17 protein-coding genes are annotated in these 15,645 nt (G+C 39.2%); all 17 read right to left on the bottom strand.

All coding sequences use genetic code 11. The annotated features are described in order from the left end of the window. Nucleotides 1-6 precede the first annotated feature (6 nt). The 17 genes from KP78_RS03920 to KP78_RS19530 all read right to left on the bottom strand — a co-directional run bounded on the left by KP78_RS03920 (nt 7) and on the right by KP78_RS19530 (nt 15,401). Nucleotides 7-1,185, bottom strand: a complete 1,179-nt coding sequence (locus tag KP78_RS03920) for a glycosyltransferase (protein ID WP_041086483.1) — start codon at nt 1,183-1,185, stop codon at nt 7-9. Nucleotides 1,186-1,193: 8 nt separating this feature from the next. Next, nucleotides 1,194-1,931 (bottom strand): glycosyltransferase family 32 protein, encoded by a 738-nt coding sequence (locus KP78_RS03915; RefSeq protein ID WP_041086482.1) that lies wholly within the window; start codon nt 1,929-1,931, stop codon nt 1,194-1,196. 22 nt (nt 1,932-1,953) lie between these two features. Continuing rightward, entirely contained in the window at nt 1,954-2,304 is a 351-nt protein-coding gene (locus KP78_RS03910; protein ID WP_041086480.1) for a helix-turn-helix domain-containing protein, read from the bottom strand. A 26-nt stretch (nt 2,305-2,330) separates the two neighbouring features. Then, nucleotides 2,331-3,497 carry a DegT/DnrJ/EryC1/StrS family aminotransferase gene (locus KP78_RS03905; protein ID WP_041086478.1) on the bottom strand — a complete coding sequence of 389 codons (1,167 nt, stop codon included), beginning with the start codon at nt 3,495-3,497 and terminating at the stop codon, nt 2,331-2,333. Between the two features lie 15 nt (nt 3,498-3,512). Beyond that, nucleotides 3,513-4,160: an acetyltransferase gene (locus KP78_RS03900; RefSeq protein WP_041086476.1), complete on the bottom strand. Its 648-nt coding sequence runs from the start codon at nt 4,158-4,160 to the stop codon at nt 3,513-3,515. Between the two features lies 1 nt (nt 4,161). Continuing rightward, nucleotides 4,162-4,761 carry a sugar transferase gene (locus KP78_RS03895; protein WP_041086474.1) on the bottom strand — a complete coding sequence of 200 codons (600 nt, stop codon included), beginning with the start codon at nt 4,759-4,761 and terminating at the stop codon, nt 4,162-4,164. Nucleotides 4,762-4,776: 15 nt separating this feature from the next. Continuing rightward, on the bottom strand, nt 4,777-5,859 hold the full coding sequence (galE, locus tag KP78_RS03890) for a UDP-glucose 4-epimerase GalE (protein WP_052474530.1): 1,083 nt from the start codon (nt 5,857-5,859) through the stop codon (nt 4,777-4,779). Between the two features lie 260 nt (nt 5,860-6,119). Then, the gene (locus tag KP78_RS03885) at nt 6,120-7,202 is read right to left on the bottom strand and encodes an EpsG family protein (protein ID WP_041086472.1); all 1,083 of its coding nucleotides are present in this window, start codon (nt 7,200-7,202) and stop codon (nt 6,120-6,122) included. Between the two features lie 51 nt (nt 7,203-7,253). Further along, on the bottom strand, nt 7,254-8,138 hold the full coding sequence (locus KP78_RS03880; RefSeq protein WP_041086470.1) for a glycosyltransferase family 2 protein: 885 nt from the start codon (nt 8,136-8,138) through the stop codon (nt 7,254-7,256). After that, nucleotides 8,104-9,252, bottom strand: coding sequence for a glycosyltransferase family 1 protein (locus KP78_RS03875; protein WP_052474528.1), 1,149 nt, complete (start codon nt 9,250-9,252; stop codon nt 8,104-8,106). The genes KP78_RS03880 and KP78_RS03875 overlap by 35 nt, the downstream gene beginning before the upstream one ends. After that, a complete protein-coding gene (locus tag KP78_RS03870) occupies nt 9,237-10,388 on the bottom strand; it encodes a glycosyltransferase family 4 protein (protein WP_041086468.1) in 1,152 nt (383 codons plus the stop codon). Before KP78_RS03870 ends, KP78_RS03875 begins: the two co-directional genes overlap by 16 nt. Nucleotides 10,389-10,545: 157 nt before the next feature. Further along, nucleotides 10,546-12,378: a polysaccharide biosynthesis protein gene (locus KP78_RS03865; RefSeq protein ID WP_041086467.1), complete on the bottom strand. Its 1,833-nt coding sequence runs from the start codon at nt 12,376-12,378 to the stop codon at nt 10,546-10,548. Between the two features lie 26 nt (nt 12,379-12,404). Then, nucleotides 12,405-12,554: a hypothetical protein gene (locus KP78_RS20260; RefSeq protein ID WP_162835570.1), complete on the bottom strand. Its 150-nt coding sequence runs from the start codon at nt 12,552-12,554 to the stop codon at nt 12,405-12,407. 264 nt (nt 12,555-12,818) lie between these two features. Then, nucleotides 12,819-13,406, bottom strand: coding sequence for a CpsD/CapB family tyrosine-protein kinase (locus tag KP78_RS03860; protein WP_235420830.1), 588 nt, complete (start codon nt 13,404-13,406; stop codon nt 12,819-12,821). Nucleotides 13,407-13,464: 58 nt separating this feature from the next. Continuing rightward, nucleotides 13,465-14,199 (bottom strand): YveK family protein, encoded by a 735-nt coding sequence (locus KP78_RS03855; RefSeq protein ID WP_052474526.1) that lies wholly within the window; start codon nt 14,197-14,199, stop codon nt 13,465-13,467. Between the two features lie 324 nt (nt 14,200-14,523). Continuing rightward, nucleotides 14,524-15,150 (bottom strand): hypothetical protein, encoded by a 627-nt coding sequence (locus tag KP78_RS03850; RefSeq protein ID WP_041086463.1) that lies wholly within the window; start codon nt 15,148-15,150, stop codon nt 14,524-14,526. A gap of 110 nt (nt 15,151-15,260) precedes the next feature. Beyond that, a complete protein-coding gene (locus KP78_RS19530) occupies nt 15,261-15,401 on the bottom strand; it encodes a paeninodin family lasso peptide (RefSeq protein ID WP_106388527.1) in 141 nt (46 codons plus the stop codon). Nucleotides 15,402-15,645 lie beyond the last annotated feature (244 nt).

Here is a 15,645-nt window from a genome sequence, read left to right as displayed (position 1 = left end):
CCCCTCCTAAACGATCCTGTATAATTTCTCAAGCTCTTCGTGATTCTGAAAATTGGTATTTTCACAGTTAGCTGTCAGTTTTTTTCTAAACGCTGCGTCCTCGTACAGCCTTTCAATTCCATCGGCAATCCCTTCAACAGATAACTCACAGATTGATCCATCAATCCCATCATGGACCTGGCTTTTTGCGGTTGGATAATTGGTGATTAGAACAGGCTTGGAAAGTATCTGCGCTTCCCCAACCGTCACAGCCTTTCCTTCGTATCGCGAGGGCTGGACATATAGATCTGCTTCCTTCATATATGGATAAGGGTTCATTTTTTTTCCTAAAAGAATAAAATGGTCCTCTAATCCATTTTTTATAATTAATTCAATTAGCATCTCTTCATCACCGCCATAGCCGACTACATACCAGGCAATGTCATCGCACCCTCTGTCTTTAAGGAGCTTTAACGCTTTAACCGCATGATCGATTCCTTTTGCGTGAGATAATCTCGCCACTGTGATGATTTTAAACCTGGGGTCTTCCAGCATTGGGTTATCCACTTTTTCCTCCGCCAGCATTTTGACAAAATCAGGGGAGGTAATATTTTCGACCACTATAACCTTCTTTTCAAGTGCTGGATATTTCTGAATGAACGCTTTTTTGCACTCCTCTGACACGGCCATAATATAATTGAATCGCTCCCACATTTGAAGATCCATCTTTACATCTGTATCTACCGTTGAAAAATCCGTATGGATCCATGCGATTTTCGTTTTTGCTTCGACCTTTTCTGCGACAAAATAATGCGGCCATAAATAACTAATGGCGACATCATATTCCCTCTCGAGCTTTGGCAGAAAAGGCAATGAATACTTCCACATATATTGCATTTGCCTATAGCCATTCTCAGAGGAGCGGTGAGATGCCGCTTTATACCTTGCTAAGAGTCGCGCTAGCCCTATCGCTATTTTTCCTGATTTGATGGTTTGGCCAATCGACATTCGAAAGGTTTTATAGAAAGATGATTCCTCTAGTAAAGTCGGATGGGAAGGAAGAAGGTTCATGAAATCACCCGTATGGCTATACAGCATGAGATCAACAGTATAATTTTTGTAATCAAAGTTATTTAACATACTGATTAAGCTTCTTTCCACTCCTCCCACTTCCATATCAAAGGAAACTACTAAAATTTTTTTCATAGTACCTCCTATGGTCGTGAAACAATTTTTCTTATTCTGGCTAAATTGTTTCCACCGATAATTTTAGAAGTTAATAACCTTACATTGCTTTTTAATCTTGCAGTTGTCGGTAACCAGCTTTTATAAAAGTGATGCATAGTATACGTATCTTCAGTAAGAAATTTCCTACAATTTATATAGTCATAAGGTGAGAAATAAGTTTGAGGATAAAAAACACCGATGCCAATGATGTTTTGATATTGCCCATTTTTTTTGAGTCCTATTTTTTCTAACATATTAGTTACAATGGCTACATTTGTTAACTGATCAAAGTTATTATCACCAAGAATAAAATGTTTGTCTTGATAGTAATCTAATAATCTTTTTATGAATTTATTTCCTTTTTCTGCCCCAATCGTACTCGTTGCGATGAAGTTTTCTTGTTCAAATCCCCAAAAGGATTCATTGTGTAATAAATCATTAAAGGGCTTAAAAACTTCTACATCCGTGTCTAAATATATTCCTCCATAATGATACAAAGCATGTACCCTTACATAATCACTTACGAATGCGAACTTTTTTGATGTGTATGCTTCCTTTACAAAAAGATTCGAATTTATATCGAAACTTTTTTCATTCCATTCAATAAATTTATACTCTGATAGTTGTTCTTTCCAACTTTTTATACATCTTTTTACGATATCTGGCTTTTCGTTTCTCCCAAACCAACAATAATGAATAAGTTTTGGAATTTTATCATGTTCCATTTTTCATCCCTCTCCTTACTGCCTACACATTATTTTTCCCTTCACAGTTTCTGTTTTGCCATTTAATAAACTCCAGGACGGTTTTATAATCCTTTAGCTGTTCTTTTTCAATTCCGGACTCTTGCAGCTCTCTGGCGAACTCAACCCATGCGCTTTCCGGCTGCATTGTTGAATCGGACGTTATTTCAAGCAATGTATGAAGTTCAACATCCAGCACCGTTGCAATTTTTTCCATTACTAAAATGGAAGGATTTTGTTTTAAGTTTCGTTCGATATTGCTTAAATAAGATTTGGAGATATTTGCTCGATCGGCGAGCTCTGATAAAGTAAGTCCTCTTTTTTTTCGGATTTTATGGATTTTTCTCCCTATCATTCATCTATACCTCTTATTTTCTGATATCATCCTATTCCTTCCTTATCGATGACTCCGCTAAATGCACCTTTAAGACAGTGAATGACTCTCGTTTGTTCGTCTTCTGTCATGTTTGATCCAGATGGAAGACAAATTCCTGTATGAAATAGCTGTTCCGCTATATGCTCATTTTTGCCATGAGGATAATAGGCGGCTTCCATAAAAAGGGGCTGCAAATGAAGCGGCTTCCATACTGGTCGTGCTTCGATATTGTTTTCATTGAGCACATCCAAAAGCTCCTTCACTGTTACCCCTGCTGTTTCTTCATTTAAGGTAAAGGCAGTCAACCAGCGATTTGTTCGCGTATTTTCCAATTCCGGCATAAATGTAACTCCCGGCATTTGGGCGAGTTCCTCGTAATAACGTTTAAAGATCACTCTTCTTCTCTCTACCCGGTCCTGCAATACCATCAATTGTGCTCTTCCAACCCCCGCCAAAATATTGCTCAGACGGTAGTTGTACCCTAGCTTGCTGTGCTGATAATGTGGCGCTGGATCACGCGCCTGAGCAGCTAGGAAGCGCGCTCTTTGAATGGCCACTGCATCATTTGAGATCAGCATCCCTCCGCCGGAGGTTGTAATAATTTTGTTGCCATTAAAGGAGTAGATGCCAAACCGGCCGAATGTCCCGCTTGCCTTTTCTTTATAAGTAGAACCGAGGGATTCCGCTGCATCCTCAATCATCGGAATGTTATACAAATTACAAAGAGCAACAATCTCATCCATCTTTGCACTTTGCCCATATAGATTAACGACAATGATTGCTTTTGGCAGGTTTCCTTCCAATTTCGCCTCTTGTAAGGCTCTCTCCAATGCCCCCGGTGACATATTCCATGTCTGCGGCTCTGAATCGATAAAAACCGGCTCGGCTCCCTGATAAATAATAGGGCTGGCACTTGCCACAAACGTTAGCGTGGAACAAAATACTTTGTCTCCTTTTTTGACATCCAACAAAGAAAGAGCCAAATGAATCGCTGCCGTTCCTGAACTGACGGCAATGGCTTCATTGACTCCTGCGTATGCGGAAAGCTCTTTTTCAAAAGCATCTACATTTGGTCCTAGAGGGGCAATCCAGTTTGATTCAAACGCTTCTTTTATATAACGCTGTTCCTCGCCGCTCATATGTGGTGCAGATAAATAGATTCTGGATGTCATCAAAAAACCACCGCCTTAAATAATAAATTTATCTTGTATCACGATTTTCTCAATAATTCTTGTTGGTGATCCTACCGCCGTGCAGTTTGCCGGGATCGATTGAATGACGGTTGAACCGGCTCCAATTACCGACCATCGGCCAATAGTGATATTAGGAATAACAGTAGCTGCTGCTCCGATATGCACGCCTTCACTAACCGTTACATTTCCGGTTAGCGTGACATTTGGTGAGAGATGGGTATAATGACCAATTTGATTTTCATGCTCGACAATGGCGCTGCTGTTAATAATGCAATGCTCCCCAATTTGTGCCTCTGTATTAATCACTGCATTCGGCATGATGACCGTTCCATTTCCAATCTTGGCATTTGAGCTCACAACTGCCGAAGGATGAATGAGTGTCGCATACTGATCTGATTTCAAAGCCAAGGAATGAACAATCTTTTTTCGTATCTTATTATTTCCTATCGCGATGACAACCTTTGTGTGTAAATACAGGTACTTCCTTATCAATGAAAGCGGTCCGTACTTGATTCCATTTTGTTCGAATTCGACCTGGTATTTATCATCTAAAATCGCAACAACTGAATCGTTTTTTAATGAATCAATCATGTCCTGAATGACTTTACTATGTCCGCCGTTTCCTACTATGATGATCTCCATGCTAGATCACTTCTTCTGAGCCTTTGAATTTATCCATTGATACATGTCCTTGCTGATGAATCCCTTCTTTTCTCACAACCTTTTTCAATGTTAAGAAAAGGATTTTACAATCAAGAAAAATGCTGCGATTTTTCACATACCATCCATCCAGATTAAATTTCTCATCCCACGTAATCGCATTGCGGCCATTGATTTGCGCCCATCCTGTTATCCCCGGTCTCACATTGTGTCTCGTCACCTGTTCTTCCGTATAAAGAGATAAATATTCCATTAACAGCGGTCTGGGTCCAACGAGACTCATTTCTCCTTTGGCCACATTCATAAGCTGTGGAAGCTCGTCTAAGCTGTATTTGCGAAGCACTTCACCTACAGCCGTTAACCTCATCTGATCAGACAATGCTTTACCATTTCGATCATACAAATCAATCATTGTACGAAATTTATAAAGATAGAACGGCTTCCCATGTAAACCAGGCCGCTGCTGTTTAAATAGGACAGGACCACCCATCTTTATTTTGATGACCAAAGCAACAGCCAGCAGCACCGGTGAGACCAAGATTAACAATGTCAGAGCAATCACAAAATCCATTGATCGTTTCATCACCCAACCCCTCGCTTAGTTAGACATTAAAAAGCCCGCCGCATCATTTTGCACCGGGGGTCTGCTTTGAATTATAATTTCCAGCTTTTCGCTATAGCCATTTGGGTTATTTAGCTGCCATTTCCACGTATCTTCACACATTTCCTTTAAATCTCTTCCTGCAACCCAGTTCAATTCATCTCTTGCCTTCGTAACATCGGCATAGCAAATTGCAGCATCACCCGGGCGACGCTCCACAATGGTATAAGGAATCTTTTTCCCAGATGCTTTTTCAAATGCTTTGACCATTTCCAAAACGCTGCAGCCTCTTCCAGTTCCAAGGTTGTAAGCTTCTACACCATTTGTTGACCGCACTTTATTTAATGCTTTCAGATGCCCCTCTGCCAAATCACAAACATGAATGTAATCCCTTACACCCGTGCCATCCTTTGTTGAGTAATCTTCTCCATAAATACTCAATCTCTCCAATTTCCCAACCGCCACTTGTGAAATATATGGCATTAGGTTATTCGGTATACCATTTGGATCCTCTCCAATTTTGCCGCTCTCATGTGCCCCGATTGGATTAAAATAACGTAATAAAGCAATGCTCCACGTCCGTTCTGCATGATAAACATCCCGCAAAATCTCTTCAATCATATGCTTTGTGCGCCCGTATGGATTGACTGCTCCAAGCAGCATTTCCTCGGAAATAGGAACCTGGTCGGTAGCCCCGTAGACAGTAGCTGATGAACTGAATACGAGCTTCGTCACCCCGAATTTCTTCATCGTTTCACAAAGAATGACAGTGCCAATTACATTATTTTGATAATATGTAAGAGGGACCGCAACCGACTCACCGACCGCTTTAAGACCGGCAAAATGAATGACAGCCTCAATTTGATTTTTTTCAAATACTCTTTCCAGGTCTTCTTTTTCCAGAAGGTCAACATCATATATCTTGAAATGCTTCCCCGTGATTTCAGATACCCTTCTTAATGATTCCGGCTTACTATTCGAGAAATTATCCACCACAATGATCTCATGCCCCTCGTTCAACAGCTCTACACATGTATGACTGCCAATATAGCCGGCTCCCCCAGTAACAAGTATCGCCATTTCACCATTCCCCCGTCTTTTATAAATTAAAGTCCATTGTTGATTTTTGCATGCGTTTATTGTAGCGCAAGGCGTGAGACTCCTGCGGGCCGAAGCGGGACAGATGATACCCCACAGGTGCATCTGCACCGAGGAGGCTCACCGCCCGCCCCGCGGAAAGCAAGAGCCTGAAGCGGAAATTAACAAACACGTTTAACAAAGCCTTAAATTAAAAAACGAACGTCAGCCTATGCCTCCGTTCGTTTTCATTCATCGTTGTCCTACCAGATTAAGTAATTGCTTTTATAGAGGATGCCTAAGCTTACGACACTCTCATAGTAATAATAAAATAAGTAACAAACGATGATTCCAAAATAAACAAACTTTTGATCCTTTTCCCGGAACAGCTTTACGACCCAGGAAATTAGAATTAATTGATAAAGCCCAAAATAAATGGAGAATCTGGCAAAAATCCAGCTTTGAGTTGATACGATCATAAAAACTAAATTGAGTAATGCAAGATTAACAATGATATCACTAAGCGGAAATATTCTTTTTAATTTTTCTCTTCCCAGATAGGCGATCAATAAAGGAACTGCTGTTACCGCCACCCTAATAGTGCTGGCTCCCCCTTCATCAAATTCCTTGTAGGCCCCGTATTGCGTATCTTCAATCGCCGAAAATAATACGGATGAGAATTGTTCAAAGCCGATAACAATGACAATGGACAATAACACAAGCGCAACGGTTGCCTTCGACCAAGCTTTGAAACGAACAATAAAATAAATTGGTATTAAAACGAGGGCACTTTGATGAAACAAGGAAGCGAAAATGACAGCTAGCATATATTTTTTCCAGCTTCCATCTATCAAATACTTTAAGGCAGTAAATGCAATTGCCGCCGCTAGTGTTTGTCTAATGCCATTCATAGACACTAAAAACAACCCGCCCGTGATATATACAAACAAGCTTAATTCAAACATTCTTGAATATTTATATAGAACAAATACAATAAGTACATTAGTTATCAAGGCAGAAGTGAAAATCATGATTTGCGGATCAGCTGATAGCTGCTTTAACAGCATTTGCAGAATGCCAAAGCCTATATCTTTTTCTCCTAAAACATATTCCCATGTAAATTCATTATCTACATATATATTTCTATAATTAAATGTATCTCCAATATTCGACCTGAGACCCGAGACTAAAACCAGCACAGCCATGGCACCCAGCATCAGCAAACGGTTTGGTTTAATGGTGGTGTAAGGCGCTGCTCCCACAGTTGTTACAGCACTCGTTGAAGCATATCTTGCAAAGAATGAAAAAATAAAGACCAGTGCCAGATTCATCCATAAAATCGCCATGTGCAGGGTCCTTTCAAAGCATAAACAAGGACTGCCAAGACGAAGGAAATTCTAAGCGATCCTTGTTTTTGCTGTAATATAAAAATATAACGTAATCCCAAGAGGCATTGCGAGAAGCGTCAAACCTTTACTTGGCGTTTCTTTTATAAATCGCCAGTTTCTGCTTAATAAACTGCTTGATACATAATGAATTGCTTGCCTGAATTTGAATGATGAGCTGGCAAAGGGCAATTTCATCAGCTCTTTACGATAAAAAGCGAATCCTTTAGGATTTTTGCGATATTGGTTCAGCATATTACGTGAAGAACCATCTGGCAGATACTCCACACAGCATAGCACTTCATTCATTAACAGCATTTCATATTGCTTGCCGATCATATGATACTTGTAATCGAGTCCAACATACCGCTCATTTGTAAAAAGAGGATATGGATATTGCCTTGTTAGCTCCGTTCGGTAAACAAGCTTTTTATCGCCGGTTACACCATGCTTTTCATATAGATCAAACAAGGTGGAGTGTTTGATCTGCTGCGGGAATTTCGTTCCTATGATGCTTTGATCTGTATAAGCGTCAAGGCCAATCAGACCTGCCACTTTATTACTGCCGTATCGCTCCCAAAAGGTCAGGATTTTTTCAACTGCATTGTCCGGCATATAGTCGTCAGAATCAATACAAACATTTAACTCCGTTTCAATCAGCTCGTAGGCGGTGTTATGTGCACCATGCATGCCTTGATTTTCCTGCCAGTGATATTCTATTTGGATGAACTTTTCATTGATCCATTTATCAACAAGTAATTTTGTTTCATCTGTTGAACCATCATCAATAATGAGCCAAATGAATTCCTTACTCGTTTGCCGTTTCATGCTTTCATAACATATATGAAGGCAGTACGCCCGGTTATAGGTTGGGGTGAAGACCGTTAACATCTTCAAATAATCTACCCCCTAACGCTAAATATGAGATTTGTGTAAACTCTGCTGTTTTTCGTATATTATATCCGTTTTGGTCTAACGCACTTTCTGCAATCTCTCTAGGTGATTTTTTTAACACGGTATTATAAATAGCTTCTATCCAAACGCTTTTATCATCAAGCGAGAGATATTGAACAAGCCCTGCTCCCATATCTGCTTCCTTTGTAATTGAATTGGAAATGATGCATGGCAGACCTGAGCCTTGAGCCTCGATCAATGTCACAGGGAGACCTTCGTGCAGTGACGGAAATACAAACAGATCAAACGCTTGCAGGAGCATGTGGATGTCTTCCCTTACACCGAGCAGCTTTACGTGATCTTCCAATTCATATTCTTTTATTTTTTCTTCAATTTTTGTTCTCAATTTTCCGTCTCCCGCCAATACAAGGATGGCATGAGGCACAACTTTAAGCAGATCCATAAACACCTCCAACAAAAACAGGTGGTTTTTTTGATGATTAAATCTTCCAATATGACCAATCACAAGCGACTCAGAACCAAGCCTCAGCTCATTTCGAACCCTGCTTCGCACATCCAATGAAAATTGATATTTTTCACATTCAATCCCATTCTTCAACACATATGTTTCTTTTGAGCGCTCGTTGAATAACCATTTCGCAGCAGCATCTGAGCAGGCATATAAATGGGTTGCGGAGAGATTGATTTTGTTTCCTACATACCACTTATACAGTTTTTGAGCTAATCCTCCCTCACTTTGAGTGTTATGACTATGCGCAATCCGCACTGGAATGGCTGCTTTTTTTGCTGCCTGAAGGACCAGCCCGCTCATTTTATCCATATGAGAATGAATGATTTGATAAGTGGAGTGTTTTTGAAAAAAATGATTTAACTTCTTAACATAAGCCGTATGACCAATTTCTGTTACATAAGGAATGCGATGAATTCTTCCGCCCATCTCCAATATTTCCTTATCAAAAATCCCCTCTTTACAGGTCAAAAAATCAAATTGAATTTTTGAACGATCCACATTTCGATATAAATTCATAATGAGCGTTTCCGCTCCACCACGATTCATATTAACTACAGCGTGTAAAACCCTTAATGGATTGCCCACTTGATGTCCTCCGTTTCCGCCATATATGATCGATAAATCCTGCTTTTCTCCACTAAAACTTTATCAACGCTGTACCTCTTTAAAATCATACTCCTGCCATTCATACCCAGCTTTTGTTTCAACTCTTCACTCCCAGCCAGCACCTTGATTTTGTTGGAAAATTCTACTTGATTGTGATCCGTAATAATCCAGCCGTTTTTGTTATTATGGACAAGCTCTCTATGCCCTCTATTGTCAATAGCCACGATAGGCAATCCACAGGCCATGGCTTCCATAATGTTTACAGGAAGTCCTTCCCTGAGGCTTGAAGCGACCGCGATGTCACACATTGGTACAATTTTCTCGAGATCTTTTCTGAAGCCCAAGAAATCCACCATGTGGCGAATGCCCAGGTTAACGGCTTGTTCCTTGCAGTGCTTCAGCAAAGGCCCTTCTCCTGCAAGCAAAAGTTTGGCATTTGGAATATCATCCTTAATTAAGGCTAGCGATTGAAGCAAAAATTCCTGGTTTTTATTTGTGTTAAACTCTGCGGCGTAAAATAATAAAAAGTCATCCGGCTGATAGCCAAATGACCTTTTACGTTCTTGTTTCGTTTGTTGGTCCAGCAATTTAAATCGGTTTGGATCGATTCCGACACCGGGAACATGTTCAATCTGCTTTGCTTTAAGACGCCGGGCTGCCAGCGCGTAGTCCTCTTGATTAATCGTAATCATGCAGTCTGTATGGCGTGCAAGGATTTTTTCAATTGGGTAATAAATGAGCCAGTTAAGAAGAGGTGCTCCTTTGCAAAAATGAAAGCCATGAGCGGTATAGATTACCTTCGTTCCTTTTTCTCTCGCTTGTCTTGCTGCCATTCTGGCAAGTGCTCCTCCCATTGGCGTATGCCCATGGATGATTCTGTATTCATTTTGATCAATTATGGCTTTCAGCTCTTTATAGGCATTGATGTTTTTTACAGAAAGCGGTGACCGTTGAATAGGAATGTTGAATTTTTTATCTGTATATGGAAGCTTTATTTCACCGCTTGCAGCCACATGAACGTCCCAGCCCTGCTCCTTGAACCATCTCATGTATGGAAGATGAAAAGCGTTAAAATGATAATCCACGGTTGCACAAAACAGTATTTTGTTTGCCATATCTATCACCCATTTACTTTTATTTCGTATCGAACTATCTTGTTAACTCTGTTTCTACTACAAAGAAAAGATCATCTAATAGATTCCTTTTGCTTGAAGAGTTAATTCAATGGTTATCTGGACGTAACGAACCTAACTATTCATAAACAGTTTCCTATTATCCTGAAATGGACATAATCGGCTTCGGTTGAGGACTGACATTATTATTGGCAAGATTTACGAGTCTTGTCCTCAGTGTCTGCCTATCTAATGAAGAATAGGTTGAAAGGATTTCCTCTATTTCTTCTAAATAAAGTGTGGCTGTTTTTCCAATATGAATTTTCGGATACACTTGATCCTCATGCACTTCATCGTCCTTCAGCAATTCTTCAAATAGCTTCTCTCCCGGTCTCATACCTGTAAATTCCAAACCGATCTCGTCAATGGAATATCCGGACAGTTTGATTAAATTTTTTGCAAGATCAACGATTTTCACTGGTTCTCCCATATCTAATACGAAGATTTCACCGCCATTGGCTAATGCTCCAGCCTGAATAACAAGTCTTGAAGCCTCTGGAATCGTCATAAAGTATCGAACCATATCGGGATGGGTAACAGTCACCGGGCCGCCTTTTTCGATTTGCTTTTTAAACAGCGGAATGACGCTGCCGCGGCTCCCTAAGACATTGCCGAACCTGACCGCTACAAATCTTGTATCACTGTGTTTATCCATATTCTGTACAATCATTTCTGCCAGTCTCTTCGTGGATCCCATGACACTAGTAGGATTGACTGCTTTATCTGTTGAGATCATGACAAAGGTACCCACCCCGCACCAGCTTGCGGCATTTGCAGCATTCATTGTTCCAATCAGATTATTTTTCACAGCTTCTTCCGGATTGCGTTCCATTAATGGGACATGCTTATGAGCTGCAGCATGGTAAACAACATCGGGATTATACTGGCTCATGACTGACATAATTCTTTTTGCATCCTGAAGATCGGCTATTTCTGTTATAAATTCAATGTCCGTATTTTTAAAACGATCTTTTAGTTCCATTTCTATCGTATAAATACTGTTTTCACCGCGGCCGAGCAAGATTAATTGTTTCGGTTTAAAATTAGAGATTTGCCTTGATATTTCAGAACCGATTGACCCACCTGCACCCGTCACCAGTACGACTTTATCTGTAATCGAATCAGAAATACTCTCAATGTCGATATCAACCTGGTCTCTGCCTAACAAATCCTCTACCTGTACATCACGAAACTGGTTTACTGAAATCTTCCCTGTTACTAGATCTTCCAGCATAGGAAGAATTTGTGTTTTGGCTTTTGTTTTAGCACATTCTTGAAAAATGGTATTCAATTCTTTTTTACTAAGTGATGGGATCGTAATAATAATTTGCTCAATCTCCAGTTCCTTCACAATGTTCTCTATTTTTTCCACCCCGCCAATAACAGGGATGCCGAATATATCCAGCTGATGTTTTTTGACATTATCATCAATAAATCCAATAGGCAGTAGGTGCCCGTCCTTATTCTTTATCAATTGCCTTGCCACCATTGTTCCCGCTGAACCTGCCCCAATGATTAATGTTCTTTTCTTGTAAACTTTCTTGTTAATAATAGAATCACGGTACATTCTCCACACAAATCGTGAACCGCCAATTAAAAGCATATGTAGGAGCCATGTCACTGCGAGCAGCCTGAAATGCAGTTCCTGAAAAACCAGAAGCTGCACACCTATTGCAGAGAAAATAGAAAAGGATACAACCTTAAAAATAATTAATAATTCACCAATGCTTGCATATTCCCATGCTTTTTTATAAAGCTTATGTCTAACTGAAAAGAAATGATGGCATAATAAGATGGTTATAGAACTTATAAGCAGTGGAAGTGTAATTACGTGAATGGTTGCATTTACGAGAAATTGGCTAATATAGATCGCCGTTAAGACAATAATTGAATCTACAATGATAAATAAGGAAAGCCGCTGTCGGTAGGTCACGTACATCCTCCTTTCTGGATTAATGTTCAGTTCTCTAATTCCAGTGATTGAATTCGTCGTTGAATGGCTTGATTTACTAACTTCTTAATCTCAATAAGCTGCTCTTTCGATGCATCTTGTTTAATGTAACGTATGGCTTTTTTAATTGATTTAGGATGACGGTCAAAATTCCCCATTCCCTGCCCACTCCCTTAATTAATAATAAAGTTCTTATGTATAAGGTCTATAGAAACCACATACATAAGAACTCTATAATAATAAAATGGGCATCCAACCCATCCTCACACCACACTTTCGACGACTTGCGTCTAAGGTATCTTTCAACCCACAGCATGACCGAGTGCCTACTTAGATAAAGGCAAGTAGGCTTCACCAATTTCATTTAATCTTATAACGAACATAATTGTTCTTTAAAACGAACAATCAAGCCGAAAATTACACTATTTACTTTCATTAATAATGGCGCCCACCAGTTTGGCATGTGCCAGATCAAGCACTCTTCTTGATTCTGCGGTATGTTCAAGCTCCGTTCTTTCCCGATGCAAGACGAGAACAACACCATCACATTGGTTAGCTAGCACTCTCGTTTCTGTGTAATGCAATACAGATGGAGAATCAATTAGCACAATATCGTACGAATTCACTACTCGCTGCAGCAAATCGCTCATCAATTCATTTCCCAGCAGTTCTGCAGGGTTAAATGATATAGAGCCACTCGTCAAAATCTCCAGTTTCCCTATTTCTGTGCGGCAAACCGTTTCTGCAAACGATGTTTTGCCCGTCAATACATTTGTTAATCCAATCTCATTTGGTACTTTAAAGATAGAATGAATGATTGGATTTCTTAAATTAGCATCAATCAACAGTACTTTTTGCTTTTGCTGTGCCATTGAAACAGCTAAATTTGCGGTTGTCGTTGATTTCCCTTCTCCTTTTCCTGGAGAAGTAATCAGGAATACCCGATTCTTTTTCTCTTTTGTTAAAAATTGAATATTGATCTTGATCGTTCGAAATTGATCAGAGATCATAGAATCCGGATTCAAATACGTAACGAGATTGCTTTTTTGTATTGTTGTTCGATTCCTCTTATTTAAGATCAACCGTCTCACCTCGCAGTTTTAAATCGGGTTGTTTATTTCTTTGTTTTATAAACTTCTTCTTATTCATGTTTGAAATAACACCAATTACCGGTACGCCTAAAATTTCTTCAACCTCACGTTCCCTTTTAATCGTTCCATCTAAGGAATCCAGCAGGAAGGCAAGTCCTAGTCCCAGAAGCAGCCCGAAAACAAACGCAAAAATGACGAATCGATTTCCCGTCTCATTAATTGGAGAGGGATTTGCTGCTGCCGGGGATAACAATTGAACATCCTCAAACGCCAACAAATTGACAATCTCACTTTTATAGATTCTGGCTGTCGCATTTGCAATATCCGCAGCAAGGTATGGATCTGTATCAGTGACTAAAATTTCAACGATACGTGATTCATCAATTCTATTAGCAGCAATTGATCCGGCAATCCCGCTGGCTGATCTGTCCAGCTGCAGCTCATCTCGCACTTTCTCCATAATAATCGGATCTTTTATCATAACCATCAGCGTCTGCATGTCCGGCGCTTCAGGACCAATAATTATTCTAGTGGAGGTCTGATACAGCAGTACTTCATTCTGACTGTTATAAAAGTAACCTGCTGTTGTTGCAATTATAATAAGGGCAACAATAAGCAAAATACGTTTCTTGATGACTTCGTAATACTCTTTTAAATTAATATCTTTCCCCTTCGTGTTTTCAATATAGTTTACGGGGTTGATTCTAGTCATAGAAACCACCTTTACTTAATAAATTTTATAAATGAAAGTTCACTAGAGTAAAAATAACGTTCTATATAACGAACAAAATGATCCCTATTACCCTAGTTAAGCTAACTCTTGCGCCAGCTTATAAAATTTAGAGTATTAGGTTCTTTATTATATTAGTTCTTTATAAAGAACATGTCAATAGAGTTTTAGATTTTCGTGATAAAAAGTAACTGCCTTTTATCTATTCATTTAGCAAACACAGTATTAGCACCCTAGATTAAAATTTCTACTGGAAAGAATTTTCATATTTTATAACGAACGAAACATGCAAGATTATTTACAGACTCAGACCATGCTGAATATCTTTTTTAAAAAACCTTTATTGCTGCTCTTTTTTTGTAGATGATTGCTCATTTCTAATAATTTCCTTACTGTTTCCTCATCCTGCATCATTTTCTCTATATCAAAAACGACTGGGACGAGCGTCGTACCCGGACCAGTAAGCTCTTCACCTTTTTGTTCCACACCTAGACCAAAAGAAATCTTAAGCATTCTAAAAAACTTCTTTTCCACTAAAGCCAAATAGTATTTGGGAGAGTTGGTTTTCGCATGATTATGAAACACGTGCATGAAAATGTGGAAGAAGCCACGGCGATGATATTCTTTATGAAGACAGAGTTTATCAATCTCCCATGTACGATGCTGATGGAGCCTGATCTCTTCATAAGTAGAAAATCCAAACCGATTTGGTCCTTCAACTGTGCTGTGAGGATTCGTTGGATTATAGGGGATAAATTCAATGGTTCCAATTATTTTTTTTCGTCTTTTTGTTTCTGTTCCAGGTAACAGCAGATTATACCGAATCCCATTTTTAGCGTACGGATCATTGTACCAGTTATATTTGTTGCAGAAATATTCCCACGTCTCTTCAAATTCCTTTTGCTGACGGGATGTTCTTACGATTTCGTACATGTTTATAACCACCCTGTATTATATGGAATAAGCATTATATTTCAGCTGTTAAGTCCAATCTGACCAAACCCTTATACGTCTTGTTTGTATAAGGGTTTTGATAAACAATCTTAACTTCCCAGTTCAGAGTCCTCACCTGGATCTTTATTTTTCCACCAGTCATCCCAGTCTTTTTTCGGAGGACCGAACCCTTTCATCGTCATACTAACATCAAGCACTTCCAATTCCGGCTTCTTCCATGTTTTTTTCATTTGTTCACCACCTTTCATATGTTGAAAAAATTTCTTATTCTTAATAAAGAACGAATTAAGCAAAAAAATAGATGTTTTTGAACTATGTAAACTAAAATGAATTATAACACAGAATACTTTATAAAGAACAAAAAAATATATTATTACCTAGTAATTTAATTGTCGAATAATACCTAAAAATTAAAAAAATAAATTTTTATACATAATTTATAATACTTACCCACAGTTTTCCAAGCTTCTACTC

The sequence above is a fragment of the Jeotgalibacillus soli genome (genome assembly GCF_000829435.1).
Lineage (GTDB): Bacteria > Bacillota > Bacilli > Bacillales > Jeotgalibacillaceae > Jeotgalibacillus > Jeotgalibacillus soli.
This window is presented reverse-complemented; position numbering and strand designations above follow the sequence as displayed.

What these genes read in the sequence shown, in the direction of transcription:
- KP78_RS03860 (WP_235420830.1), bottom strand. Translation starts at nt 13,406, where the DNA reads ATGATCTCTGATCAATTTCGAACGATCAAGATCAATATTCAATTTTTA.
- KP78_RS03885 (WP_041086472.1), bottom strand. Translation starts at nt 7,202, where the DNA reads ATGGCGATTTTATGGATGAATCTGGCACTGGTCTTTATTTTTTCATTC.
- KP78_RS03915 (WP_041086482.1), bottom strand. Translation starts at nt 1,931, where the DNA reads ATGGAACATGATAAAATTCCAAAACTTATTCATTATTGTTGGTTTGGG.
- KP78_RS20260 (WP_162835570.1), bottom strand. Translation starts at nt 12,554, where the DNA reads ATGGGGAATTTTGACCGTCATCCTAAATCAATTAAAAAAGCCATACGT.
- KP78_RS03870 (WP_041086468.1), bottom strand. Translation starts at nt 10,388, where the DNA reads ATGGCAAACAAAATACTGTTTTGTGCAACCGTGGATTATCATTTTAAC.
- KP78_RS03850 (WP_041086463.1), bottom strand. Translation starts at nt 15,150, where the DNA reads ATGTACGAAATCGTAAGAACATCCCGTCAGCAAAAGGAATTTGAAGAG.
- KP78_RS03910 (WP_041086480.1), bottom strand. Translation starts at nt 2,304, where the DNA reads ATGATAGGGAGAAAAATCCATAAAATCCGAAAAAAAAGAGGACTTACT.
- galE (WP_052474530.1), bottom strand. Translation starts at nt 5,859, where the DNA reads ATGGCGATACTTGTTACTGGGGGAGCCGGCTATATTGGCAGTCATACA.
- KP78_RS03895 (WP_041086474.1), bottom strand. Translation starts at nt 4,761, where the DNA reads ATGAAACGATCAATGGATTTTGTGATTGCTCTGACATTGTTAATCTTG.
- KP78_RS03920 (WP_041086483.1), bottom strand. Translation starts at nt 1,185, where the DNA reads ATGAAAAAAATTTTAGTAGTTTCCTTTGATATGGAAGTGGGAGGAGTG.
- KP78_RS03855 (WP_052474526.1), bottom strand. Translation starts at nt 14,199, where the DNA reads ATGACTAGAATCAACCCCGTAAACTATATTGAAAACACGAAGGGGAAA.
- KP78_RS19530 (WP_106388527.1), bottom strand. Translation starts at nt 15,401, where the DNA reads ATGAAAAAAACATGGAAGAAGCCGGAATTGGAAGTGCTTGATGTTAGT.
- KP78_RS03900 (WP_041086476.1), bottom strand. Translation starts at nt 4,160, where the DNA reads ATGGAGATCATCATAGTAGGAAACGGCGGACATAGTAAAGTCATTCAG.
- KP78_RS03905 (WP_041086478.1), bottom strand. Translation starts at nt 3,497, where the DNA reads ATGACATCCAGAATCTATTTATCTGCACCACATATGAGCGGCGAGGAA.